The sequence below is a fragment of the Pseudoxanthomonas helianthi genome (assembly GCF_017939625.1).
GTDB classification, from domain to species: Bacteria; Pseudomonadota; Gammaproteobacteria; order Xanthomonadales; family Xanthomonadaceae; genus Pseudoxanthomonas_A; species Pseudoxanthomonas_A helianthi.
This window is the reverse complement of record NZ_JAGKTC010000001.1, coordinates 144,073-165,455: the sequence shown is the minus strand read 5'-3', so window position 1 is coordinate 165,455 and position 21,383 is coordinate 144,073. Positions and strand designations below refer to the sequence as shown.

General features: G+C 67.3%; 26 protein-coding genes. 16 read left to right on the top strand and 10 right to left on the bottom strand.

Annotated features, from left to right (window positions below):
* Window positions 1-2: 2 nt before the first annotated feature.
* The 4 genes from J5837_RS00785 to J5837_RS00770 form a co-directional block, all read right to left on the bottom strand.
* The gene (locus J5837_RS00785) at window positions 3-587 is read right to left on the bottom strand and encodes a hypothetical protein (RefSeq protein WP_210534818.1); all 585 of its coding nucleotides are present in this window, start codon (window positions 585-587) and stop codon (window positions 3-5) included.
* Between the two features lie 191 nt (window positions 588-778).
* Window positions 779-1,270: an rRNA maturation RNase YbeY gene (gene ybeY / locus J5837_RS00780; protein ID WP_210534817.1), complete on the bottom strand. Its 492-nt coding sequence runs from the start codon at window positions 1,268-1,270 to the stop codon at window positions 779-781.
* 10 nt (window positions 1,271-1,280) lie between these two features.
* Window positions 1,281-2,261 carry a PhoH family protein gene (locus J5837_RS00775; RefSeq protein ID WP_210534816.1) on the bottom strand — a complete coding sequence of 327 codons (981 nt, stop codon included), beginning with the start codon at window positions 2,259-2,261 and terminating at the stop codon, window positions 1,281-1,283.
* A 21-nt stretch (window positions 2,262-2,282) separates the two neighbouring features.
* A complete protein-coding gene (locus J5837_RS00770) occupies window positions 2,283-2,606 on the bottom strand; it encodes a hypothetical protein (protein WP_210534815.1) in 324 nt (107 codons plus the stop codon).
* Between the two features lie 162 nt (window positions 2,607-2,768).
* On the opposite strand from J5837_RS00770, the gene J5837_RS00765 reads away from it, so the two are divergent.
* From J5837_RS00765 to J5837_RS00745, 5 genes are all read left to right on the top strand, one after another.
* Window positions 2,769-3,464 (top strand): TetR/AcrR family transcriptional regulator, encoded by a 696-nt coding sequence (locus tag J5837_RS00765; RefSeq protein WP_210534814.1) that lies wholly within the window; start codon window positions 2,769-2,771, stop codon window positions 3,462-3,464.
* Window positions 3,461-4,435, top strand: coding sequence for an HlyD family secretion protein (locus J5837_RS00760; RefSeq protein WP_210534813.1), 975 nt, complete (start codon window positions 3,461-3,463; stop codon window positions 4,433-4,435). Before J5837_RS00765 ends, J5837_RS00760 begins: the two co-directional genes overlap by 4 nt.
* An 80-nt stretch (window positions 4,436-4,515) precedes the next feature.
* Window positions 4,516-5,439: an ABC transporter ATP-binding protein gene (locus J5837_RS00755; RefSeq protein ID WP_210536094.1), complete on the top strand. Its 924-nt coding sequence runs from the start codon at window positions 4,516-4,518 to the stop codon at window positions 5,437-5,439.
* Complete coding sequence (locus tag J5837_RS00750; RefSeq protein ID WP_210534812.1) at window positions 5,436-6,518, top strand: ABC transporter permease; 1,083 nt, start codon at window positions 5,436-5,438, stop codon at window positions 6,516-6,518. Before J5837_RS00755 ends, J5837_RS00750 begins: the two co-directional genes overlap by 4 nt.
* Before the next feature lie 79 nt (window positions 6,519-6,597).
* Entirely contained in the window at window positions 6,598-8,259 is a 1,662-nt protein-coding gene (locus tag J5837_RS00745) for an amidohydrolase (RefSeq protein WP_244755472.1), read from the top strand.
* 20 nt (window positions 8,260-8,279) lie between these two features.
* On the opposite strand, the gene J5837_RS00740 is transcribed toward J5837_RS00745, so the two are convergent.
* The gene (locus J5837_RS00740; protein WP_210534811.1) at window positions 8,280-8,777 is read right to left on the bottom strand and encodes a GNAT family N-acetyltransferase; all 498 of its coding nucleotides are present in this window, start codon (window positions 8,775-8,777) and stop codon (window positions 8,280-8,282) included.
* Window positions 8,777-10,192, bottom strand: a complete 1,416-nt coding sequence (miaB, locus tag J5837_RS00735) for a tRNA (N6-isopentenyl adenosine(37)-C2)-methylthiotransferase MiaB (RefSeq protein ID WP_210534810.1) — start codon at window positions 10,190-10,192, stop codon at window positions 8,777-8,779. The genes J5837_RS00740 and miaB overlap by 1 nt, the downstream gene beginning before the upstream one ends.
* A gap of 215 nt (window positions 10,193-10,407) precedes the next feature.
* Between miaB and J5837_RS00730 the strand changes: the two genes are divergently transcribed.
* The 6 genes from J5837_RS00730 (at window position 10,408) to J5837_RS00705 (ending at window position 15,446) form a co-directional block, all read left to right on the top strand.
* Complete coding sequence (locus J5837_RS00730) at window positions 10,408-11,349, top strand: lytic transglycosylase domain-containing protein (RefSeq protein ID WP_210534809.1); 942 nt, start codon at window positions 10,408-10,410, stop codon at window positions 11,347-11,349.
* A 173-nt stretch (window positions 11,350-11,522) separates the two neighbouring features.
* Window positions 11,523-12,137, top strand: a complete 615-nt coding sequence (gene petA / locus J5837_RS00725) for a ubiquinol-cytochrome c reductase iron-sulfur subunit (protein WP_210534808.1) — start codon at window positions 11,523-11,525, stop codon at window positions 12,135-12,137.
* A gap of 3 nt (window positions 12,138-12,140) precedes the next feature.
* On the top strand, window positions 12,141-13,412 hold the full coding sequence (locus J5837_RS00720) for a cytochrome b (RefSeq protein WP_210534807.1): 1,272 nt from the start codon (window positions 12,141-12,143) through the stop codon (window positions 13,410-13,412).
* Window positions 13,405-14,148, top strand: a complete 744-nt coding sequence (locus J5837_RS00715; protein WP_210534806.1) for a cytochrome c1 — start codon at window positions 13,405-13,407, stop codon at window positions 14,146-14,148. The genes J5837_RS00720 and J5837_RS00715 overlap by 8 nt, the downstream gene beginning before the upstream one ends.
* 141 nt (window positions 14,149-14,289) lie before the next feature.
* Window positions 14,290-14,925, top strand: a complete 636-nt coding sequence (locus J5837_RS00710; protein WP_210534805.1) for a glutathione S-transferase N-terminal domain-containing protein — start codon at window positions 14,290-14,292, stop codon at window positions 14,923-14,925.
* Window positions 14,926-15,002: 77 nt separating this feature from the next.
* Window positions 15,003-15,446, top strand: a complete 444-nt coding sequence (locus J5837_RS00705) for a ClpXP protease specificity-enhancing factor (protein WP_210534804.1) — start codon at window positions 15,003-15,005, stop codon at window positions 15,444-15,446.
* A gap of 126 nt (window positions 15,447-15,572) precedes the next feature.
* On the opposite strand, the gene J5837_RS00700 is transcribed toward J5837_RS00705, so the two are convergent.
* The 3 genes from J5837_RS00700 to J5837_RS00690 are packed head-to-tail and all read right to left on the bottom strand — an operon-like array spanning window position 15,573 to window position 17,052.
* Window positions 15,573-15,902, bottom strand: coding sequence for a DUF3301 domain-containing protein (locus J5837_RS00700; RefSeq protein ID WP_210534803.1), 330 nt, complete (start codon window positions 15,900-15,902; stop codon window positions 15,573-15,575).
* Between the two features lie 2 nt (window positions 15,903-15,904).
* The gene (gene nadC / locus J5837_RS00695; RefSeq protein ID WP_210534802.1) at window positions 15,905-16,786 is read right to left on the bottom strand and encodes a carboxylating nicotinate-nucleotide diphosphorylase; all 882 of its coding nucleotides are present in this window, start codon (window positions 16,784-16,786) and stop codon (window positions 15,905-15,907) included.
* Window positions 16,783-17,052, bottom strand: coding sequence for a Trm112 family protein (locus tag J5837_RS00690; protein WP_210534801.1), 270 nt, complete (start codon window positions 17,050-17,052; stop codon window positions 16,783-16,785). The genes nadC and J5837_RS00690 overlap by 4 nt, the downstream gene beginning before the upstream one ends.
* 57 nt (window positions 17,053-17,109) lie before the next feature.
* Between J5837_RS00690 and purE the strand changes: the two genes are divergently transcribed.
* Window positions 17,110-17,613 (top strand): 5-(carboxyamino)imidazole ribonucleotide mutase, encoded by a 504-nt coding sequence (purE, locus tag J5837_RS00685; protein ID WP_210534800.1) that lies wholly within the window; start codon window positions 17,110-17,112, stop codon window positions 17,611-17,613.
* Entirely contained in the window at window positions 17,610-18,749 is a 1,140-nt protein-coding gene (locus tag J5837_RS00680; protein WP_210534799.1) for a 5-(carboxyamino)imidazole ribonucleotide synthase, read from the top strand. The genes purE and J5837_RS00680 overlap by 4 nt, the downstream gene beginning before the upstream one ends.
* A 107-nt stretch (window positions 18,750-18,856) precedes the next feature.
* Here the strand turns inward: J5837_RS00680 and J5837_RS00675 are convergent, their stop codons facing one another.
* Window positions 18,857-19,435, bottom strand: a complete 579-nt coding sequence (locus tag J5837_RS00675) for a superoxide dismutase (protein WP_210534798.1) — start codon at window positions 19,433-19,435, stop codon at window positions 18,857-18,859.
* A gap of 102 nt (window positions 19,436-19,537) precedes the next feature.
* Here J5837_RS00675 and grxD point away from each other — a divergent pair, with 102 nt between their 5' ends.
* Genes grxD through J5837_RS00660 form a run of 3 tightly spaced genes read left to right on the top strand, consistent with a single transcriptional unit; the run spans window position 19,538 to window position 21,200 of the window.
* Entirely contained in the window at window positions 19,538-19,858 is a 321-nt protein-coding gene (gene grxD, locus J5837_RS00670; RefSeq protein ID WP_210536092.1) for a Grx4 family monothiol glutaredoxin, read from the top strand.
* A gap of 2 nt (window positions 19,859-19,860) precedes the next feature.
* A complete protein-coding gene (locus J5837_RS00665) occupies window positions 19,861-20,601 on the top strand; it encodes an SDR family NAD(P)-dependent oxidoreductase (RefSeq protein WP_244755750.1) in 741 nt (246 codons plus the stop codon).
* Window positions 20,598-21,200: a YhgN family NAAT transporter gene (locus J5837_RS00660; protein WP_210534796.1), complete on the top strand. Its 603-nt coding sequence runs from the start codon at window positions 20,598-20,600 to the stop codon at window positions 21,198-21,200. Before J5837_RS00665 ends, J5837_RS00660 begins: the two co-directional genes overlap by 4 nt.
* The last annotated feature ends 183 nt before the right edge of the window (window positions 21,201-21,383 follow it).

Sequence of the window (21,383 nt, the reverse complement as noted above, 5' to 3'; positions counted from 1 at the left end):
GCTCAACCGGCCTTTTGCGCCGGTGCCGGCGCGGCTTCTCCGGCCGGTGCGGCGGGCGTTTCCGGTTCCTCGAGCAATTCCTGGCTGTAGCTGCAGCCGGCCAGGGTCTTGCCGGGATGCGAACCGACGTTGGATACGCTGATCACCGCCGAATCGATGATGGCCTTGCCGTCGGCGCGGGTGGCATCGTCGCTGCGCACTTCCTTGCCGGCCATGAACTTCTCCGGCGCGTCGTAGGCGGTATCCAGGTCCAATTCCTTGGCCAGCGGGCGCGGATCGGCCAGGTCGAGCACGGCGACGACGCCGGTGCCGGTGAAGGCGATGCGGTCGGCGTCGCGGCCGAACACGCGAATTGGGCGCAGCAGGCGGAATTCGCTCATGAACATGTTCGCCTGCGGCAGCGGTTGCCAGCCGGCGGCGACGGCCTTCAGCGGCTCTTCCAGCAGCGGGCCCAGCGCGACGAAGTCGGCGTGGCTTGCGCGGCATTCGATCAGCGCGGGGAGGTCGATGGGCTTGGGCGTGTCTTCGGCGCAGGCATTCGTCGCGCAGGCGAGCAGCGAAAGCGTTAGCAGGTAATGGCGGGCCATGTTTCCGGGTTCGAAGTATGTCGACTGTCGATATCGTCATTCCCGCGATGGCGGGAATCCAGCGACTTTCGCTCGTGATCCTACGGTCGTTCCGAACAGCAACGACACCGGATTCCCGCCTTCGCGGGGCTTCCAACCGACGAACGTCGGGTCATGACGAGCAAAAGCAGGAGCGAGTTGGAGGAAAGGCGTCACTCGTCGTCCGCGTACGGATCCGCGATGCCGAGCTCGGCAAGGATCTCGCGTTCGAGCTGCTCCATCGCCTCGGCTTCCCTGTCGTCCTCGTGGTCCCAGCCGAGCAGGTGCAGCGCGCCGTGCACGGTCAGGTGCGCGTAGTGCGCGGCCAGCGGCTTCTTCTGTTCCTTCGCCTCGCGCGCGACCACCGGGGCGCAGATCACCAGGTCGCCGAGCAGCGGCATCTTCACGCCTTTCGGCAGCTTGACGCCCTCGGCCACGTCGGCCGGGAAGCTGAGCACGTTGGTGGCGTAGTCCTTGCCGCGGTAATGGCGGTTCAGCGCGCGGCCTTCCTTCGCGTCGACGATGCGGATGGCGAGGTCGGCCTCGCGGATGCGGCCCTTCAGCGCGGCGGCCACCCACTTGCGGAAACTGACCGCCGACGGCAGCCCGGCGCGGGGCAGGGCGTAGTTGACGGCGACTTCGAGACGGACGGGGCCTTGGGTCATGGCGTCGAGTTTACGCTGCTCCGGTTTCCGCATCCTTGCCGTCGCGCGCGTCGTAGGCGCGGACGATCTTCGCCACCAGCGGATGGCGGACCACGTCGCGGGCGGTGAAGAAGGTGAAGGAAATGCCATCGACGTCGCGCAGCACCTCCAGGGCGTCCTTCAGCCCGGATTTCACGTTGCGCGGCAGGTCGATCTGGGTCAGGTCGCCGGTGACCACCGCGGTGCTGCCGTAGCCGATGCGGGTCAGGAACATCTTCATCTGCTCGATGGTGGTGTTCTGCGCCTCGTCGAGGATCACGAACGCGTCGTTCAGCGTGCGCCCGCGCATGTAGGCCAGCGGCGCGATCTCGATCACGTTCTTCTCCAGCAGCTTGACCACCTTCTCCACGCCGAACATCTCGTACAGCGCGTCGTACAGCGGGCGCAGGTACGGGTCGACCTTCTGGCTGAGGTCGCCGGGCAGGAAGCCGAGCTTCTCGCCGGCCTCCACCGCCGGGCGCACCAGGACCAGCCGCTGCACGCGCGATTCGTTCAGCGCCTCGACCGCGCTGGCCACGGCGAGGAAGGTCTTGCCGGTGCCGGCCGGGCCGATGCCGAAGTTGATGTCGTGGGTGGCGATGGCGTGCAGGTACTTGGCCTGGTTCGGGCCGCGTCCGCGCACCGTGCCGCGCTTGACCTTGATGTTCACTTCCTGCGGCTGGTAGCCGCTTTCCGCGACGTGTTCGATGTTGGCCGAATTCAGGCGCAGGTGGATCGCCTGGCTGTCGAAGGTCTCTTCGCCGGCTTCCTCGTACAGCGCGCGCAGCAGCTTCTCGGTCGCGGCCACGGCCTTGTCCGGGCCGGTGACGCGGAACAGGTTGCCGCGGTTGGCGATTTCCACGCCCAGCTTCAGCTCGATCTGGCGCAGGTGCGCGTCGAACGGCCCGGCCAGGTTGGCCAGGCGCTCGGTGTTTTCGGGTTCCAGGGAGAATTCGCGTTTTTCAGCGGACATGTCGTTTGCGGGCATTTCGGTTCAATGTTTGGTTTCGCCGGCGCTGTCTTCCACCCGCCACTGGTGGAACACATAGGCCTCGTCGTCGATCAGGGCCTGTTCGAACGGCGCTTCGTCGGGCGCATCTTCGCAGGCCAGCAGGGCGGGAGTGGTTTCGGTGGCGACGACCTGCCAGCCGGCCGCGCGCAGGAAGTCGCTGGCATGGCGGACCGGGTCGTCGTCGAGGCCGGGCATCTGGTAGCAGGTGACGAAGGCACCGCCGTATTCGCTGAAATCCGGGCTGTCGGGCAGCGGCGCGGCATGCAGCACGAAGACCCAGAGTTTCGGCGGATCGGTATCGGTCACGGAGCGGGGTGGGAGCCGGGCGGGCAGGTTAGCGCGGCGGGCCCGTCGCGGCCAGAGGCGGGCCGGACCTGGGGCGGAGAAACCGGCGGTCCCGACCAGCCCCGGCAACCGCTCGTCGGCTCGCAATTGCATTTAATTAATCATTGAATTAAATATAGCGGCATGAACGATGCCACCCCCACTCCGACGCGCCGCAAACCCACGGCCACCGGTACTGCCAAGCCCCGAAAGCGCGCTCCCGGTCGCCCTGCGGCCGATTCCCCGGACCTGCGCGAACGCCTGCTGGATGCCGCGCTGGCCTGCTTCGTCCGCCAGGGCATCGCCGCCACCTCGCTGCGCGACATCGCCGCCGAGGCCGGGGTGACGCCGGCGCTGCTGCACTACTACTTCGGCGACAAGCCGCAGCTGCAGGAAGCGCTGGTCCAGCAGCGCCTGCTGCCGGCGTTCATGACCGTGCGCTCGCGGCTCGCCGCGGCGGGCGACGACCTCGCCGATACCATCGCCGCCTTCATCTGCGGCGTGACCGAGGCGATCAAGCAGCATCCGTGGTGGCCGCAGCTGTGGGTGCGCGAAGTGCTGTGCGAAGGCGGCGCGCTGCGCGATCTGCTGCTGACCCGGATCGCGCCCGACGTGGCACGGATGCTGTCCGGGCGTTTCGCCGCCGCGCAGGCGCAGGGCAAGCTCAATCCCGACCTCGATCCGCGCCTGCTGATGACTTCGCTGGTCGGCCTGACGATGTTCCCCGCGGCCGGCGCGCCGATCTGGCGACAGGTTTTCGCAGCCGACGATCTCGGCATCGACGACGTGCGCCGCCATGCCCTGGCCTTGCTCGACCGCGGACTGGAGTTGAAACCATGAACCGGAAACCGCGCGGCGCCTTCGCGCTGCTGTTCGCCCTGTCGCTGGCTGCCTGCCACAAGTCGCCGCCGCAGGCGCTGGGCACGCTGGAATGGGATCGCATCACCCTGCCTTCGCCGGTGGCCGAGAAGATCGTCCGCATCGACGTGCGCGAAGGCCAGCAGGTCGCAGCCGGCGCGCCGCTGCTGCAACTGGAGCTGACCCGCACCGAATCGCAACTGGCGGCCGCCCGTGCGCAGGCGCAGCAGAGCCGCGAGGCGTTGGCCGAACTGAAAGCGGGGCCGCGCAGCGAGCAGATCGCGCAGGCGCGCGCCAACCTCGCCGCCGCGCAAGCCAGTGCGCGCGACGCGCGCGCCTATTACGCGCGCCTGCAGCCGCTGGGCCGGCAGAAACTGGTCGCCGCATCCGACGTGGACCGCGCCCGCGCTGCTGCCGGCAGCGCCGACGGGCAAGTGCGCGCCGCACAGGCCGCGCTGGACGAGCTGTTGCACGGTACCCGCGCCGAGCAGATCGCCCAGGGCCAGGCCGCCGCCGCTGCCGCCGAGGCGCAGGCCGCGGTGCAGAGCGTCACCCTGGAAAAACTCAACGTCATCGCGCCGCGCGCGGGCCGGATCGACAGCCTGCCGTACAAGTTGGGCGACCAGGCTCCGGTCGGCGCCGCGTTGGCGATCATGCTGGTCGGCGACGCGCCGTATGCGCGTGTCTACGTGCCCGAGCCGATGCGCGCGAACGTGAAGCCGGGACAGGCGGCGCAGGTCTTCGTCGATGGCCGCGAAGGCGCCTACGCCGGCCACGTGCGCATGGTGCGCAGCGAGCCGGTGTTCACCCCGTACTACGCGCTTTCCGGCGACGACGCCGAGCGCCTGAGCTACCTGGCCGAGATCGTGCTGGACAAGCCCGCGGACCTGCCGGCCGGCGTGCCGGTGCGGGTCGAATTCTCCTCCTCCCCTGCGAAGGCAGGGGAGGATTGAGGAGGGGTGAAGTGAATCGCACGGAGCCCACAACTCCCTCCCAGCCGCCCCCTGCGTCCGCAGGGGAGGCCGACCTCGCCATCCGCGCCAGCGGGCTGAGCAAGCGCTTCGGCCAACTGCTCGCCGTCGACCACGTCGACCTGCGCGTGTCGCGTGCCTGCGTGTACGGCTTCCTCGGTCCGAACGGATCAGGCAAATCGACCACCATCCGCATGCTGTGCGGCCTGCTGACGCCGAGCGAAGGCGACATCGAGGTATTGGGTTTGCGCATTCCCGAGCAGGCGGAGGAATTGCGCAAGCGCATCGGTTACATGACCCAGAAGTTCGCCCTGTACGAAGACCTGACCGTGCGCGAGAACCTCGAGTTCATGGCCACCGTGCAGGGGTTGCCGCGCGACGCACGCCGGGCGCGCATCGACGAACTGCTCGCCGCCTACGATCTGGCCGACCGGCAGAAGCAACTCGCCGGCACGATGAGCGGCGGACAGAAGCAGCGCCTCGCGCTGGCCTGCGCGGTCGTGCACAAGCCGGAACTGTTGTTCCTTGACGAGCCGACCAGTGCGGTCGACCCGGAATCGCGGCGCGATTTCTGGGAGAAGCTGTTCGACCTAGCCGATGCGGACACCACGATCCTGGTTTCCACGCACTACATGGACGAAGCCGAACGCTGCCACCGGATCGCCATTCTCGACACCGGCCGTCTGGTCGCCGATGGCACGCCGGCCGAGCTGACCGCGAAGCTGGCCGGGCGCACGCTCGGTGTGCGCGCACGCGAGCCGCGCCGCGCGCAGGCCCTGCTGCATGCCGTGCCCGGCGTGCTCAGCGTGGCCCAGATCGGCAATGAACTGCGCGTGCTGTGCGCCGGCAACGGCGATGCCGCTGCACGCATGGGCGAGGCGCTGCGATCGCAAGGCATCGAGGCGGAGGTCGCGGCGATCGAACCGAACCTGGAGGACGTGTTCGTCTCGGCCACCCACGGCAGCGCGGAGGCGCGAGCGGCATGAAGGCGCGGCAGGTGTTCGCGGTGATGCTGAAGGAAGTGCGGCAGATGGCGCGCGACCGCATGACCGTGGCGATGATGATCGGCATTCCGACCCTGCAGCTGCTGCTGTTCGGCTATGCGATCAACCCCGACGTGCGCAACCTGCCGGCGGCGGTCGCCGATATGGCCGATACCGCCGGTTCGCGTGCGCTGGTACAGGACCTGTTCGCCACCGGCGTGATCCGGCCGGTCGCCGGTGCGCGGACGCCGCAGGAATTGCAGGCGCTGTTGCGCGAAGGGCGGATCAAGGTCGGCGTGGTGGTGCCACCGGATTTCGAACGCCGCCGAATCGATCGCCGCGAAGCCATGCAGGTGATCGTCGACGGCAGCGACATCTCGGTGCAGGCCACCGCTCGGCAACTGGCGGCGATGCCGTTGGACGGCAGCAGCGGCGTGCAGACAGGCCAGATCAGCGTGCTGCCGCTGTACAACCCGCGGCGCGTTTCGGCGATTAACGTGGTGCCGGGCCTGGTCGGGGTGATCCTGACCATGACCATGGTGATGTTCACCGCGATGGCGATTGTGCGCGAACGCGAGCGCGGCAACCTCGAATTGCTGATCACCACGCCGGTGTCCAGCGGCGAACTGATGGTCGGCAAGGTGCTGCCCTACATCGTGGTCGGCCTGGTCCAGGTGACGGTGGTGCTGCTGCTGGGTTCGCTGCTGTTCCAGGTGCCGATCCGCGGCGGCCTGCTCGATGTGTATGGCGCATCGATGCTGCTGATCGTCGCCAACCTGACCCTGGGCCTGCTGGTATCGACGGCGGCGAAGACCCAGTTCCAGTCGATGCAGATGGCGTTCTTCCTGTTCCTGCCGTCGATCCTGCTGTCGGGTTTCATGTTCCCGTTCGACGGCATGCCCCGGTTCGCGCAATGGATCGCCGAAGTCCTGCCGCTGACCCATTTCATGCGCCTGATCCGCGGCATCGTCCTGCGTGGCGCCTCGCTGGCCGAATTGTGGCCGGACGTGCTGGCCTTGCTGGCCTTCACCACGGCGATGATGACGCTGGCGATCCTGCGGTTCCGCAAGCGGCTGGATTGAGCCTTTGTGCGGTGCGTGCTTGCACCGCCACCGACGTTTGCGCACAGTCCGCGTTTCTGAGGCTGCGGGAGCGACGGGAATGCGCAAGTTCGGCTGGATGTTATCGGCGGTCATGGTCGCGGTGCCGGCGCAAGCATGGGCGGCGAAGGTGACCGTGCTCAGCGCCGCACGGATCCATACGATGGAAACCGCGCAGCCGCGTGCGCAGGCGATGGCTTTCGACGAGCAAGGCCGCATCCTGGCCCTCGGCGACACCGCGGCGTTGCTCAAGCGCTACCCGGGGGCGCAACGCCTCGACGTGGGCGCGGCTACGGTGATACCCGGCCTGATCGATGCGCACGCGCACGTCAGCGGGCTTGGCTTTTCGATGATGGGCGCGGACCTGACCGGCACCCGCGACAAGGACGAGATCTTCGCGCGCTTGAAAGCGAAGGCTGCGGGCCTGAAGCCCGGCGAATGGTTGCTGGGCAGCGGCTGGGACCAGAACGACTGGCCGGAAAAGGAATACCCGAGCGCGGCGGAACTGGATGCATTGTTCCCCGACCGTCCGGTGTGGCTGTCGCGCATCGATGGCCACGCGGGTTGGGCGAATACGCAAGCCATGCGTGCGGTGTCGCGCGACCTGTCCGGCACCTGGCAGCCGGACGGCGGCATGATCCGGCGCGACGCGGCCGGCAAGCCGACCGGCATCTTCGTCGACAACGCGATGGGCCTGGTCGAAAGCGCACGGCCCGCGCCCGACGGGGCCACTTCCGAGCGCGCCTTGGTACTGGGCATGCAGGCGGCGGTCGAACATGGTCTGACCGGCGTGCATGACGCCGGTATCAGCCTCGACGAACTGCATCGTTACCAGCATCTGGCCGACCGCGGTGCCATGCCGCTGCGCATCTACGCGATGGCCGACGGCAACAACGCCGCCTTGGAGTCGCTATGCGCCAATGGCCTGTACCGGCATCCGTCGGGACGTCTGCAGATGCGAGCGGTGAAGCTGTACGCGGACGGCGCACTGGGCAGCCGAGGGGCGGCGATGCTGGAGGACTACAGCGACGACCACGGCAATCGCGGCTTGCTGGTGATGTCGGCGGAAGAACTGGCCATGGCCAGCGCCAAGGCGAAACGCTGCGGCGTGCAGGCGGCGACCCACGCCATCGGCGACCGCGGCAACCGGCTCGCGCTGGATACCTACGAGAAAGCATTGGACGCGGATGCGGCCGGCGACCATCGCTGGCGCGTCGAGCATGCGCAGATCCTGGCGCCGGCCGACCTGCTGCGTTTCGCCAGGCTGCACGTGATCGCTTCAATGCAGCCGACCCATGCCACCAGCGACATGCCGTGGGCGGAAGATCGCATCGGTCCGCAGCGCATCGTCGGCGCCTACGCGTGGCGGAAGTTGCGCGACAGCGGTGCGCGGCTGGCCTTCGGTTCCGATTTTCCGGTGGAATCGGTCGATCCGCGCCTCGGCCTGTACTCCGCGGTTACCCGTGCCGATGCCGAAGGCAAGCCGGCCGGCGGCTGGATGCCGCAGGAGAAGCTGACTGCGTTCGAGGCCCTGCGTGGTTTCACCCTCGACGCCGCCTACGCCGGTTTCGCCGAGAACGAACTCGGCAGCCTCGCGGTCGGCAAGCGCGCCGATTTCGTCGTGCTGAAGGAAGACCCGCTCGCCGTGCCGGATGCGCAGTTGCGCACGCTGGACGTGCAGGCCACCTACGTCGACGGCAAGCCGGTGTACGAAGCGAAGTAGCCTGACGCGATCCGCGCGGCTTACAGGCTGCGGTACATCACCAGTCCGTCCACGGGTCCGTGCGAGGGATGGCGGAACGCGCCGGGCAGGGTGCCGACGATGGCGAAGCCGCAGCGTTGCCACAGCCGCACAGCCGCAGTGTTCGTGGACACGACGAAATTGAATTGCATCGCGGTGTAGCCGGCTTCGCGTGCGGTTTCGAGCGAGTGCCGGCACAGGGCTTCGCCCAAGCCGCGCCCGCGCGCACGCTTGGCGACCATGTAGCTGCCGTTGGCGACGTGGTCGCCGGGGCTGCCGACCATCTGGTTCGGCGCCAGCCGATAGCAGCCCAGCACTTCGCCATCCGCTTCGGCCACCAAACACTGTGCCGGCGGCGCGGTCCACATCGCGCGCGCCTGCTCCAGGGTCAGCCCGGGCGGATAGGTGTAGGTGTCGCCGGCGGCGAGCACTTCGCCGAAGATCGGCCAGACGGATTCGAATTCCGGGGCAGCGAGCCGGCGGATCGCGAAGTCCGCCATCAGGCCGCGGGCTCCAGCGTCGCCACGCGCCCGCGCAGCGAATTGCTCAGCGCCTCGGTGATGACGACATCGACGAACTGGCCGACCAGCCGTGGGTGGCCGGGGAAGTTCACCGAGCGCATGTTCTCGGTCTTGCCGGTCAGCTCGTTCGGGTTCTTCTTCGACGGACCTTCGACCAGAACGCTCTGCACGCTGCCGACCATCGCCTGCGAGATGCCGGCGGCGAACTCGTTGATGTGCTTCTGCAGGCGATCCAGCCGCGCGTGCTTGACCGCGTCCGGAGTGTCGTCCTCGAGGTCGGCGGCCGGCGTGCCGGGGCGGCGTGAGTAGATGAAGCTGAAGCTCTGGTCGAAGCCGACGTCTTCGATCAGCTTCATGGTCTTGTCGAAATCGGCATCGGTTTCGCCGGGGAAGCCGACGATGAAGTCCGAGGAGATCGAGATGTCCGGGCGCACCGCGCGCAACTTGCGGATCTTCTGCTTGAACTCGAGCGTGGTGTAGCCGCGCTTCATCGCGGCCAGCACGCGGTCGCTGCCGGCCTGCACCGGCAGGTGCAGGAAGTTGGCCAGCTTGGGCACGTCGCGATAGGCCTCGACCAGCGAGTCGGAGAACTCCAGCGGATGCGAAGTGGTGAAGCGGATGCGGCCGATGCCGTCGATCTCGGCGATGGCGCGGACCAGCAGGCCGAGGTCGGCGACCTCACCGTCGCCATAGGGGCCGCGGTAGGCATTGACGTTCTGACCGAGCAGGTTGATCTCGCGCACGCCCTGCGCGGCCAGTTGCGCGACTTCGACCAGCACGTCCTCGAACGGGCGGCTGACTTCCGTGCCGCGCGTGTACGGCACCACGCAGAAGCTGCAGTACTTGCTGCAGCCTTCCATGATCGAGACGAACGCGCTGGGGCCTTCGGCGCGCGGCTCGGGCAGGCGGTCGAACTTCTCGATCTCGGGGAAGCTGATGTCGACCTGCGGCTGGCCGGATTCGCGACGGGCGCGGATCAGTTCCGGCAGGCGATGCAGGGTCTGCGGGCCAAACACCAGGTCCACGTACGGCGCGCGCTTGACGATGGCGTCGCCTTCCTGCGAAGCGACGCAGCCGCCGACGCCGATGATCACCGGCTTGCCGCCGGCCTTCAGGGCTTTCCAGCGGCCGAGCTGGCTGAACACCTTCTCCTGCGCCTTCTCGCGGATCGAGCAGGTGTTGACCAGGACCACGTCGGCGTCTTCGGGGTTGTCGGTCAGCTCCAGGCCTTCCGACTCGGCGAGCACGTCGGCCATCTTGGCCGAGTCGTACTCGTTCATCTGGCAGCCGTGGGTCTTGATGAACAACTTGCCGCGGACCTGGGCCGGCTGGCGTGGCAGGGCGGAGGGCAGGGGCAGCAGGCCAGAAGCGGCCGGGGCGGTGGTATCGGTCATGGCGTTTCCGGGAAGCGGTGGTTAGTCCGCGCCGGAGGGCTGGGAAGAGGACGGATAGTGTAATCGGCCGCAAAGCCCCGGAGTTGCCGTTTGAGGGGAAGAGACGACGCTTCGGCGGCCGCTTCCGTGACCCTCGTCGGGCATTGCGCGGCGCGGAGTTTCTTTTTCCGGACAAGGACTTGGCAAGCATGGGCGAAACAGGGACACTGCGCCGGATGAGGGGGGCGCTGCCGCTGCTGGGGATGTTGCTTGCCGTGATCGCGCTGCCGGCCAGCGCGGGCACCCTGTACAAGTGCGTCGGCGCCGACGGCGTGCCCGCCTACGTCAACAAGCGCATGGCCGGTGCCCGCTGCGCCGTGGTCAGCCACTACACGCCGGATCGGAGGGTAGGCCGCGTGGCCGCGCCGGCCACGGTCGGCAGCGTGTCCACCGCCGCCGCGCCCGCGATCCAGTCCGGCAGCGTGGCGCCGAAGCTGGTCGACGTTTCGGCGTCTGGCGGCCTGGTTTCCACCGCTGCGCCGGCAACGGCTCCGAAACAACCAGGTGGCGTGGTACCGATCGGTCCGACCCAGCCGCGCCGGGTAGTCAGCGGGCAGGTCTATTCCTACATCAAGGACGGCGTGCGCCACTACACCAGCGCCAAACCGCGCGGCGCGGGCACCCTGGCCAGCCTGCGGGTCATCAAGTACAGCTACATCGAGACCTGCTACGCCTGCGGCAACCCGAACCTGAACTTCGGCACCCTGCGGCTCAACACCAGCGCCTACCAGTCGGAAATCGCTTCGGCCTCGCGCGAATTCGGGGTCGAGGAGGCGGTGATCCGCGCCATCATGCACGCCGAGTCCTCGTACAACCCGATGGCGCTGTCGCGGGTCGGCGCGCAGGGACTGATGCAGCTGATGCCGGCCACGGCCCGCCGTTTCGGCGTGACCGATGCGTTCAACGCCGGCCAGAACATCCGCGGCGGCGTGCAATACCTGTCGTGGCTGCTGAAGCGCTACAACGGCGACCTGACCAAGGCCGCCGCCGGCTACAACGCCGGCGAGGGCGCGGTGGACCGGCACGGGGGCGTGCCGCCGTACCGCGAGACCCAGCGCTACGTGGAACGCGTCGGCGTCCTTGCCGAGCGCTACCGGGGCATGCTGGCGACCCGCTAACCCGCCGGTCCGGGATTTTCCCGCCAAGTCCTTGATTCCATAAGTGAAGTTGTCGGCTGTTCAGGCCTTCCGCTACACTTGGCCGTCAACTGCATTACGCGGCTTGGGCGGGGGAGTTCACGCGCGGGCCATGGCAGCCACATAGCTACCTTTCAGTTTCCCTGGAGTGCCGGATGGCCAACGATGAGGTCCATGGCCCTGTGAATACGGGCCGACGCCGGTTCCTGACTGCGACCACGGCCGTGGTCGGTGCAGTCGGAGCCGGATTCGCAGCAGTGCCGTTCATCAAGTCGTGGAACCCCAGCGAACGCGCCAAGCAGGCCGGCGCTCCGGTTTCGGTCGACATCAGCGCCTTGCAGGAAGGCCAGCAGCTCAGCGGCATCGCCTGGCGCGGGCAGCCGATCTTCATCGCCAAGCGCTCCAAGGAAATGCTGGCCCAGCTGCCGAAGATGGACGCGCTGGTCGCCGATCCGAAGTCGGCCAATACCGACCAGCAGCCGAAGTACGCGCAGAACGAACACCGTTCGATCAAGCCGGAAATCCTGGTGCTGGTCGGCGTGTGCACCCACCTGGGCTGCGCGCCGGACTTCGTGCCCGAGATCAAGCCCGAACCGTTCGACCCCGACTGGAAGGGCGGCTACTTCTGCCCCTGCCACAAGTCGCGCTACGACCTGGCCGGCCGCGTCTACAAGTCGATGCCGGCGCCGGCCAACCTGCCGGTGCCGCCGTACCGCTTCGCGGACGACAACACCATCGTGATCGGCGAAGACCCGCAGGGGGCCGCGTAAGCCATGAGCAATGTCATCGTACGCACCGCCAACAACGCGTGGGACTGGTTCACCGCGCGCGCGCCGGGCTTCATGCCCTTCTACAAGAAGCACATGTCGGAGTACTACGCTCCGAAGAACTTCAACTTCTGGTACTACTTCGGTTCGCTGGCCCTGCTGGTGCTGGTCAACCAGATCGTCACCGGCATCTTCCTGACGATGCACTTCAAGCCGTCCGCGGCCGAGGCGTTCTCGTCGGTCGAATACATCATGCGCGACGTGGAGTGGGGCTGGCTGATCCGCTACATGCACAGCACCGGCGCCTCGCTGTTCTTCATCGTCGTGTACCTGCACATGTTCCGCGGCCTGATGTACGGCTCGTACAAGAAGCCGCGCGAGCTGGTCTGGGTGCTCGGCATGCTGATCTACCTGGTGCTGATGGCCGAAGCCTTCATGGGCTACGTGCTGCCGTGGGGCCAGATGTCCTTCTGGGGCGCGAAGGTGATCATCTCGCTGTTCGGCGCCGTGCCGGTGATCGGCCAGGGCCTGACCGAGTGGATCATGGGCGACTACATCCCGTCCGACGCCACGCTCAACCGCTTCTTCGCCCTGCACGTGATCGCGCTGCCGCTGGTCCTGCTGTTGTTGGTCGTGCTGCACCTGGGCGCGCTGCATGAAGTCGGTTCCAACAACCCCGACGGCGTCGAGATCAAGAAGGGCCCGAAGGGCAACCGCTGGTCGCCGACCGCGCCGGCCGACGGCATCCCGTTCCATCCGTACTACACGGTCAAGGACACCTTCGGCGTCGCGTTCTTCCTGATCATCGCCGCGTTCATCGTGTTCTTCGCGCCGACCTTCGGCGGCTGGTTCCTCGAGCACGACAACTTCACCGCCGCCAACCCGCTGGTGACGCCGACCCACATCAAGCCGGTGTGGTACTTCACCCCGTACTACGCGATGTTGCGCGTGGTGCCGTCGTTCTTCGGCATCAAGCTGTGGGGCGTGCTGGTGATGTTCGGCGCGATCGTGCTGCTGTTCCTGGCGCCGTGGCTGGACAAGAGCCAGGTCAAGTCGTTCAAGTACCGCGGCAAGCTGTCGTGGGCGATGCTGGCGGTGTTCGCGATCAGCTTCCTGTGGTTGATGAAGATCGGCGCCGGCCCCGGCACCGATCCGGTCGAAACCATCATCGGCCGCGTGCTGACCGTCCTTTACTACCTCTTCTTCCTGACCATGCCGTGGTGGACGAAGATCGACCAGACCAAGCCGGTGCCGGAGCGGGTGACGACGCATGACTAAGAACTTCACAGTCCGCCTGTTCGCCCTGGTCGGCGCGCTGCTGCTTTCCGCTTCCGCCCTGGCCAACGAGGGCGGCGACCTGCAGCAGGCCGGCAACGACCTGACCGACAAGGCTTCGCTGCAGCGCGGCGCCAAGCTCTACGTCAGCTACTGCTCGGGCTGCCACTCGCTGAAGTACCTGCGCTACTCGCGCATCGCCTCCGACCTCGGCCTGACCGAGGAGGAAGTGATGCAGAACCTCAACTTCACCGGCGGCAAGATCGGCGACCAGATCCAGGTGTCGCTGCAGGAAGACAACGCCAAGAAGTGGTTCGGCAAGATGCCGCCGGACCTGAGCCTGATTTCGCGCGTGCGCGGCAGCGACTGGGTCTACACCTACCTGAAGTCGTTCTACCTGGACGAATCGCGTCCGCTGGGCTGGAACAACAAGCTGTTCCCCAACGCGTCGATGCCGAACCCGCTGTGGGAGATGCAGGGCCTGCAGCACGCCGAGTTCGGCAAGGCCGACGCGGCCGGCGAACGTCCGGTCGAGGCGCTGAAGGTGACCCAGCCCGGCAACGTGCCGCCGCAGGCTTACGACCAGGCGGTGCGCGACGTCACCAACTTCCTCGAATACGCCGGCGAGCCGGCGGCGCTCAAGCGTCAGAACATCGGCGTGTGGGTGGTCCTGTTCCTGGCGGCGCTGGCCTTGTTGGCCTACCTGCTGAAGCAGGAATACTGGCGCGACGTGCATTGATGCGAGTCCGAGCGGAAAGCCTGCGAGACAGCGAGGTTTCCCGGGTTTGGGGCTGAAGCATCGCGCTAGAACCGTGGCGACCGCCGGCAAGGGGCTGGCGGCGCCGATGCGATCGGCGGTTTCCGGTCGTCGGAGAGCCAAATGGCTGCGAGTCCGCGTATGCGCAATACCCTGACCCTGTTTTCCTCGACCGATGACGTGCTGTGCCACCGGGTCCGCCTGGTGCTGTCGGCCAAGGGCGTCACCTACGACATGGTTGCGGTCGATCCGCAGAACCCGCCCGAGGACCTGATCGACCTCAATCCCTACCACTCGGTGCCGACGCTGGTCGAACGCGACCTGGTCCTGTACGCGGCTTCCGTGGTCAGCGAATACCTCGACGAGCGTTATCCGCACCCCCCGCTGATGCCGGTCGACCCGCTGTCGCGCGCGCGCCTGCGCCTGGCCATGCTGCGTATCGAGCACGACTGGGTGCCGCAGGTGCAGGCGATCCAGCTGGGCAACAAGGCCCAGGCCGACGCCGCGCGCAAGCGCCTGAAGGAACTGCTGACCGCCTCGGTACCGCTGTTCAAGGCCAGCAAGTTCTTCCTGAACCCCGAAATGAGCCTGGCCGACTGCGCGATGGCGCCGATCATCTGGCGCCTGCCGTCGCTGGACATCCCGCTGCCGAAGGACGGCAAGGCCATCGAGGATTACGGCAACCGCATCTTCCGCAACCCGGGCTTCATCCGCAGCCTGACCGACCAGGAAAGGAAGTTGCGGGAAATCCCGGCGTAAGCCGCGATCGGGGGTTCGCGGGCACGGTCGAAGTGCTAGGCTTCCCGCGAAATGTCCGAATTCCCGATCCAGGTTCCATGAACGACGCCACTCCCCGTATGACTAGCCACCGCCCTTATCTGCTGCGGGCGCTGGCGGAGTGGATCGCCGACAACGACATGACCCCGCACCTGCTGGTCGACGCGACCCAGGCGGGCGTGCAGGTGCCGGCCAGTGCGGTGAAGGAAGGCAAGGTGGTGCTGAACATCGCGCAGCGCGCGGTGGCCCACCTGCTGATCGACAACGACAGCGTCAGCTTCAGCGCGCGCTTCGGCGGAGTCAGCTATCCGGTGCGCGTGCCGATTCCGGCGGTGCTGGCGATCTATGCGCGCGAAACCGGGCAGGGCATGGCATTGCCGGACGACATCGTCGGAACGCCCGATCCCGACGGCGGCGACGATGCGCCGCCGCCCGATGCGCCCGCGCCGGACGATGCGCCCACGGGCGCAAAGCGGCCGCCGTTCCTGCGCGTGGTGAAGTAAGTCCGAGATTCCGTAGTCCTGGCGTGGGAGCGACGTCAGTCGCGATGCTCCTGACCCGCAACCGGAAGAACCGCGACGAAAGGCTTCGCGACTGACGTCGCTCCCACGTCGGATATCGCGGAAAGATCAGTTCAGCCGCTCGAACGGCACCACGGTCGGTTTCACCGGCCCGACGAACGACACCAGCTGCTCGCCACGCAGCACCAACCGGCCGCTGTGGCGCTCGACGCCATCGTAGGAATAGTCGAAGCGGAAAGTGCGCTCGAATCCGAGCCGGCCGTCCTCGTTGCGGCGCAGGCGCATGCCTGTCGCATGCACGCTCTGGTCCAACCAGATCACCTGGGCCGCCTCGCAGGCGTTGCGGCCCAGTTGCTCGGCGCGTTCGGCGGCGGCACGCGCCGCGTTCCAGTACGCGAATATCGCGGCACCGGCGATCATCAGCAGGATCAGGCCCATGCTCAGCCGCCGTACTGAGCCGGCACCGGGCCGAGCTTCATCGACAGGTCGATGGCCTGCACGTGCTTGGTCAGCGCGCCGATCGAAATGCAGTCGACACCGTCCTCGGCGATGGCGCGAACGCGGCCCAGGTCGACGCTCCCGGAAACCTCCAGCGGGATGCGCCCGTTGGCGATGCGCACCGCCTCCTGGCGCGTGTCCGCGTCGAAATCGTCGACCAGGATGCGTTCGCAACCCTCGCGCAACGCTTCTTCCAGTTGCGCCAGCGTTTCCACCTCGACGATCAGCGGCAATGCGGGTTGCGCCGCGCGCGCGGCACGGATCGCCGCGGTCACCGAGCCGAATGCGCGGATGTGGTTTTCCTTCAGCATCACCGCGTCGTACAGGCCGATGCGATGGTTGACCCCGCCGCCGACGCGCACCGCGTACTTCTGCGCCAGGCGCAGGCCCGGCAGGGTCTTGCGAGTGTCGAGGATCTTCGTCCGGGTGCCGCGCACGGCATCGACGAAGGCGGCAGTGACCGTGGCGGTACCCGATAGGGTCTGCAGGAAATTCAGGGCGCTGCGTTCGGCCGAGACCAACGCGCGGCTGCGGCCGGCCAGCGTGGCCAGCACGGTGTCAGCACGGACGTGGTCGCCTTCGTGCACGCGCCAGTCGATATGCACGTCCGGGTCCAGCGCGCGGTGGCAAGCGTCGAACCAGGGACGCCCGGCGATCACCGCCTCCTGCTTGCATAGCAGGTAGGCGACGTCGTCGCCGTCCGGCAACAGCGCCGCGGTGACGTCGCCCCGGCCCAGGTCTTCCGCCAGCGCGGCGGCGACATTGGCCAGCACCGCCGCGTACGGCGGCGGTTCGACGATATCGGCGATGCCGGTGCCGCTCATGCGCCGGGGAAGCCTTCGACCTGCGCGGTGGCGATGCCTTCCTCGATCAGCAGTACCGGGATGCCGTCGTCGACGCGGTACACGGTCTTGCGGTCGCGGGTGACCAGCGCCTCGCGCAGCGCGTCGGCCTGCGGCGCGTCGTCGATCCGCTTCACCGTGCCGGCGGCGATGGCGTGGTTCAGCGCTTCCAGCCCGCGCGGTTCCAGCAGGGCCAGCGGCTGGCGCGAGGCCGGGCAACAAAGGATGTCGAGCAGTTTGCGATCCATGGCATGGTCTGGCGTGGGAAGGCGGGTAGAATACGTCTTTAGGATCGGGGACGGCCAATGACCGCCAACCATTCCCAGCCGCTGGTCGGCATCGTGATGGGCTCGCGTTCCGACTGGGACACGATGCAGCACGCCGCGCACAAGCTCGATGCGCTGGGCGTGCCCTACGAAGTGAAAGTGGTGTCCGCGCACCGCACGCCGGACGTGCTGTTCTCGTACGCCGAAAGCGCGGCTTCGCGCGGCCTGCGTGCGATCGTCGCCGGGGCCGGCGGCGCCGCGCACCTGCCGGGCATGCTGGCGGCGAAAACCGCGGTACCGGTGCTCGGCGTGCCGGTGCAGTCGAAGGCGTTGAACGGCATGGATTCGCTGCTGTCGATCGTGCAGATGCCGGCCGGCATCCCGGTCGCCACCTTCGCCATCGGCAACGCCGGCGCGGCCAACGCGGCGCTGTTCGCCGCTGCGCTGCTGGCGACGGAACATCCGCTCATCGGCGAAGCGCTGGCCGCGTTCCGCGAGAAGCAGACCGGCGACGTCCTGGCCGCGGACGATCCGCGCCAATGACCACCGTCGGCATCCTCGGAGGCGGGCAGCTGGCCCGCATGCTCGCGCTTTCCGGCGCCCCGCTGGGCCTGCGTTTTCTGGTCATGGACACCGAGGCCGACGCCTGCGCCGGGCAGTTCGCACCGCTGCTGGTCGGCGACTACCGCGACGAGAAGGCGCTGGCCGAGTTCGCGTCGAAGGTCGACGTGACCACCTTCGATTTCGAGAACGTGCCGGCCGAAAGCGCGCAATGGCTGAGCGAACGCGTGCCGGTGTTCCCGAACCCGCGCGCACTGGCCATCGCCCAGGACCGGCTGGCGGAAAAGACCTTGTTCCGCGAACTCGGGATTCCGGTGCCGGACTTCGCCGCGGTCGCCACTCGCGAGGAGCTGGACGCCGCGCTGGCCCGGGTCGGCGTGCCGTGCATCCTGAAGACACGCCGGCTCGGCTACGACGGCAAGGGCCAGTTCCGCATCCGCGCGCTCGCCGACGCCGATGCGGCGTGGGATGCGCTCGGCGCCCAGGCGGACAAGGTCGGCCTGATCGTCGAGGCCTTCGTGCCGTTCCAGCGGGAATTGTCGGTGGTCGCGGTACGTGGCCGCGACGGCGAATTCCGCAGCTGGCCGCTGACCGAGAACTGGCATGTCGACGGGGTGCTCTCGGCCAGCCTCGCTCCGGCGCAGGCCGACGATGCGCTTGCCGAAGCGGCCATCGCGCATGCGCGCAAGCTGGCGGAAAAGATCGACTACGTCGGCGTGTTCGCGCTGGAGCTGTTCTGCAAGGACGGCGTCTTGCTGGCCAACGAAATGGCTCCGCGCGTGCACAACTCCGGCCACTGGACCATCGAGGGTTCCGAGACTTCGCAGTTCCAGAACCACCTGCGTGCGGTGCTTGGCCTGCCGCTGGGCGATACGCGCATGCTGGGCCACGCATGCATGCTCAACTGGATCGGTGCGATGCCCGACGCCGCCGCGGTGCTGGGCGAAGCCGGCGGCCATTGGCACGACTACGGCAAATTGCCGCGCGCCGGGCGCAAGGTCGGGCATGCGACGTTGCGGGCGGATTCGCGCGAAGAGCTCGCCGCGTCGCTGCAGCGTGTCGGCGTGGCGTTGCAGCGACAGCCGCAAGTGGAGCCGGTGATCGAACGGTTGCGCTGACGGGTTCGTGCATCGTTTCGCGACGCCACAAAAAAGAAGGCCGGGTTGAACCGACGTTCGTCGGTTGAAAACCCCCGGCCTTCTTCTTTCGCGGAATCCGTCGCTGATCAGCGCAGGTTCGAGGCGACGAAATCCCAGTTGACCAGCGCCCAGAACGACTCGACGTACTTCGGCCGCGCGTTGCGGTAGTCGATGTAGTACGCGTGTTCCCACACGTCGATGGTCAACAGCGGCTTGTCCTCGCCGGTCAGCGGGGTGGCGGCGTTGGAGGTGCTGGCCAGGCCCAGCGAACCGTCGGGACGCTGCACCAGCCAGCCCCAGCCGGAACCGAAGGTGCCGATGGCGGTCTTGGTGAATTCTTCCTTGAACTTGTCGAAGCTGCCGAACGCGGCGTTGATCAGCTCCGCCAGCTTGCCGGTGGGCTCGCCGCCGCCGTTGGGCTTCAGGCCGTTCCAGTAGAAGGTATGGTTCCAGACCTGCGCGGCGTTGTTGAACATGCCGCCCGACGACTTCCTGATGATTTCCTCCAGCGGCAGGCTGGCGAACTCGGTGCCTTCGATCAACTTGTTGAGGTTGTCGACATAGGTCTTGTGGTGCTTGCCGTAGTGGTAATCGATGGTTTCGCCGGAAATATGCGGCTCCAGCGCGGTGCGGTCGTAGGGCAGGGGGGGCAGTTCGATGGCCATGGCGGTTCCTCTGGCTTGGCGGTTGAAAGTCGTCCGGGGGATTACAATAGGAGTTTACCCCGGACGCCCCTTTGCAGGCCGTCAATGCTGGAGAAAAACACCATGCCGGTGATGGAACGCATCCAGGCCGAGATCGACGGCCATCCGCTCGTACTGTTCATGAAGGGCACGCCGGAGTTCCCGATGTGCGGCTTCTCCAGTCGCGCGGTGGAGGCGCTGCGTTCGGCCGGCGCGGAATCGATCTACACGATCAACGTGCTGGAAGAGCCGGAGATTCGCGCCAACCTGCCGCGCTTCTCGAACTGGCCGACCTTCCCGCAGCTTTTCATCCATGGCGAGCTGATCGGCGGCTGCGACATCACCCTCGAGTTGCTCGAGTCTGGCGAGTTGCAGCGCATCGTCGTGGAGGCGGCATCGCAGTGAGCCTGGTTTCCCTTCCCGTGCGCGACGCGCGCGCCCTGCAGGATCGCGTGGTGCTGGTCAGCGGCGCGCATGGCGGCTTGGGCGCCGCAGCGGCACGCGCCTGCGCCGAGGCGGGCGCCACGGTCGTGTTGCTCGGGCGTAAGCTGCCGAAGTTGAACCGCGTCTACGACGCGTGCACGCAGGTCGGCGTCGAACCGCTGCTGTATCCGCTGGACCTGGAAGGCGCGTCGCCCGACGACTATGTCGAACTTGCACGGCGCCTGCACGACGAGTTGGGCCGTCTCGATGGCCTGCTGCATTGCGCGGCCGAATTCCGCGGCCTGACGCCGCTGGAGCACACCGATCCGGCGGCCTTCGCCCGTGCCGTGCACGTCAACCTGACCGCGCCATGGTGGTTGACCCAGGCGTGTCTGCCGCTGTTGAAGCAATCGACCGACGCAGCGGTGGTGTTTGCGGTAAACGAGCCGGCGCTGACCGGACAGGCCTATTGGGGTGGCTATGGCGTTGTCCAGCCAGCGCTGCAGGCGCTGGTCGGCATGCTGCACGCGGAACTCGCTTCTTCGCCGGTACGCGTGTCCGCGTTGCGGCCGGGTCCGATGCGCACGCCGCTGCGTTCCAAGGCCTACGCCGACGACACGGATGCCGCATTGCGCGATCCGGACGCCTACGCCGAGGCCTGCGTCCGCCTGTTGTCGCCGGCCGGCGCGGAGCACCGCGGGCAGGTCTGGGGGCCGGGTGCATGACCACCCTTTCCGCTGCGCTGTTGTTGTTTCTGATCCTCGATCCGCTGGGCAACATCCCGATCTTCCTCAGCGTGCTGAAGCCGTTGCCGCCCAAGCGCCAGCGTGTGGTGGTGGTGCGCGAACTGCTGATCGCGCTGGTGGTGCTGATGGGCTTCCTGTGGGTGGGGCGGCATTTCCTCGAGTTGATGCACCTGCGTCAGGAGTCTGTGCAGATCGCCGGCGCGATCGTCCTGTTCGTGATCGGCATCCGGATGATCTTCCCGCGGCCGGAAGGCTTGATGGGCGAATTGCCCGGCGGCGAACCCTTCATCGTGCCGTTGGCCATCCCACTGGTCGCCGGACCGTCCGGCATGGCGGCGGTGATGCTGATGGGCAGCAACGAGCCGGACCGGCTGGGCGAGTGGAGCCTGGCCCTGTTGATCGCCTGGGGCGCGACGGCGGCGATCCTGTTTTCGGCGACCATGCTGTACCGCATGCTCGGCAGACGCGCCCTGACCGCCATCGAGCGCCTGATGGGCATGCTATTGGTGGCCATCTCGGTACAGATGTTCCTAGACGGCATAGGGACTTACCTGAAACTGTCACCATCCAGCCTCTAAGTCGTTAAGCATCAACGAGATAGCCGTTTGGTGCGCTGCCGCACAACGTCATGCGGGCGTCACAAAACCCGCCTATCGTGTTAACCTGTAATTAACCTTCGCGTCTTCGATCGAAGGCCGAGGGAATCTTTTTCTTTGCAGTTTCGATTGCCGTCGCTTCCGTGCGCAGGGGAACCGCGCGCC

Coding starts and splice junctions, on each gene's coding strand:
- J5837_RS00785 (WP_210534818.1), bottom strand. CDS start 587: ATGGCCCGCCATTACCTGCTAACGCTTTCGCTGCTCGCCTGCGCGACG.
- ybeY (WP_210534817.1), bottom strand. CDS start 1,270: ATGACCCAAGGCCCCGTCCGTCTCGAAGTCGCCGTCAACTACGCCCTG.
- J5837_RS00775 (WP_210534816.1), bottom strand. CDS start 2,261: ATGTCCGCTGAAAAACGCGAATTCTCCCTGGAACCCGAAAACACCGAG.
- J5837_RS00765 (WP_210534814.1), top strand. CDS start 2,769: ATGAACGATGCCACCCCCACTCCGACGCGCCGCAAACCCACGGCCACC.
- J5837_RS00760 (WP_210534813.1), top strand. CDS start 3,461: ATGAACCGGAAACCGCGCGGCGCCTTCGCGCTGCTGTTCGCCCTGTCG.
- J5837_RS00750 (WP_210534812.1), top strand. CDS start 5,436: ATGAAGGCGCGGCAGGTGTTCGCGGTGATGCTGAAGGAAGTGCGGCAG.
- J5837_RS00745 (WP_244755472.1), top strand. CDS start 6,598: ATGCGCAAGTTCGGCTGGATGTTATCGGCGGTCATGGTCGCGGTGCCG.
- J5837_RS00740 (WP_210534811.1), bottom strand. CDS start 8,777: ATGGCGGACTTCGCGATCCGCCGGCTCGCTGCCCCGGAATTCGAATCC.
- miaB (WP_210534810.1), bottom strand. CDS start 10,192: ATGACCGATACCACCGCCCCGGCCGCTTCTGGCCTGCTGCCCCTGCCC.
- J5837_RS00730 (WP_210534809.1), top strand. CDS start 10,408: ATGAGGGGGGCGCTGCCGCTGCTGGGGATGTTGCTTGCCGTGATCGCG.
- petA (WP_210534808.1), top strand. CDS start 11,523: ATGGCCAACGATGAGGTCCATGGCCCTGTGAATACGGGCCGACGCCGG.
- J5837_RS00720 (WP_210534807.1), top strand. CDS start 12,141: ATGAGCAATGTCATCGTACGCACCGCCAACAACGCGTGGGACTGGTTC.
- J5837_RS00715 (WP_210534806.1), top strand. CDS start 13,405: ATGACTAAGAACTTCACAGTCCGCCTGTTCGCCCTGGTCGGCGCGCTG.
- J5837_RS00710 (WP_210534805.1), top strand. CDS start 14,290: ATGGCTGCGAGTCCGCGTATGCGCAATACCCTGACCCTGTTTTCCTCG.
- J5837_RS00705 (WP_210534804.1), top strand. CDS start 15,003: ATGAACGACGCCACTCCCCGTATGACTAGCCACCGCCCTTATCTGCTG.
- J5837_RS00700 (WP_210534803.1), bottom strand. CDS start 15,902: ATGGGCCTGATCCTGCTGATGATCGCCGGTGCCGCGATATTCGCGTAC.
- nadC (WP_210534802.1), bottom strand. CDS start 16,786: ATGAGCGGCACCGGCATCGCCGATATCGTCGAACCGCCGCCGTACGCG.
- J5837_RS00690 (WP_210534801.1), bottom strand. CDS start 17,052: ATGGATCGCAAACTGCTCGACATCCTTTGTTGCCCGGCCTCGCGCCAG.
- purE (WP_210534800.1), top strand. CDS start 17,110: ATGACCGCCAACCATTCCCAGCCGCTGGTCGGCATCGTGATGGGCTCG.
- J5837_RS00680 (WP_210534799.1), top strand. CDS start 17,610: ATGACCACCGTCGGCATCCTCGGAGGCGGGCAGCTGGCCCGCATGCTC.
- J5837_RS00675 (WP_210534798.1), bottom strand. CDS start 19,435: ATGGCCATCGAACTGCCCCCCCTGCCCTACGACCGCACCGCGCTGGAG.
- grxD (WP_210536092.1), top strand. CDS start 19,538: ATGCCGGTGATGGAACGCATCCAGGCCGAGATCGACGGCCATCCGCTC.
- J5837_RS00660 (WP_210534796.1), top strand. CDS start 20,598: ATGACCACCCTTTCCGCTGCGCTGTTGTTGTTTCTGATCCTCGATCCG.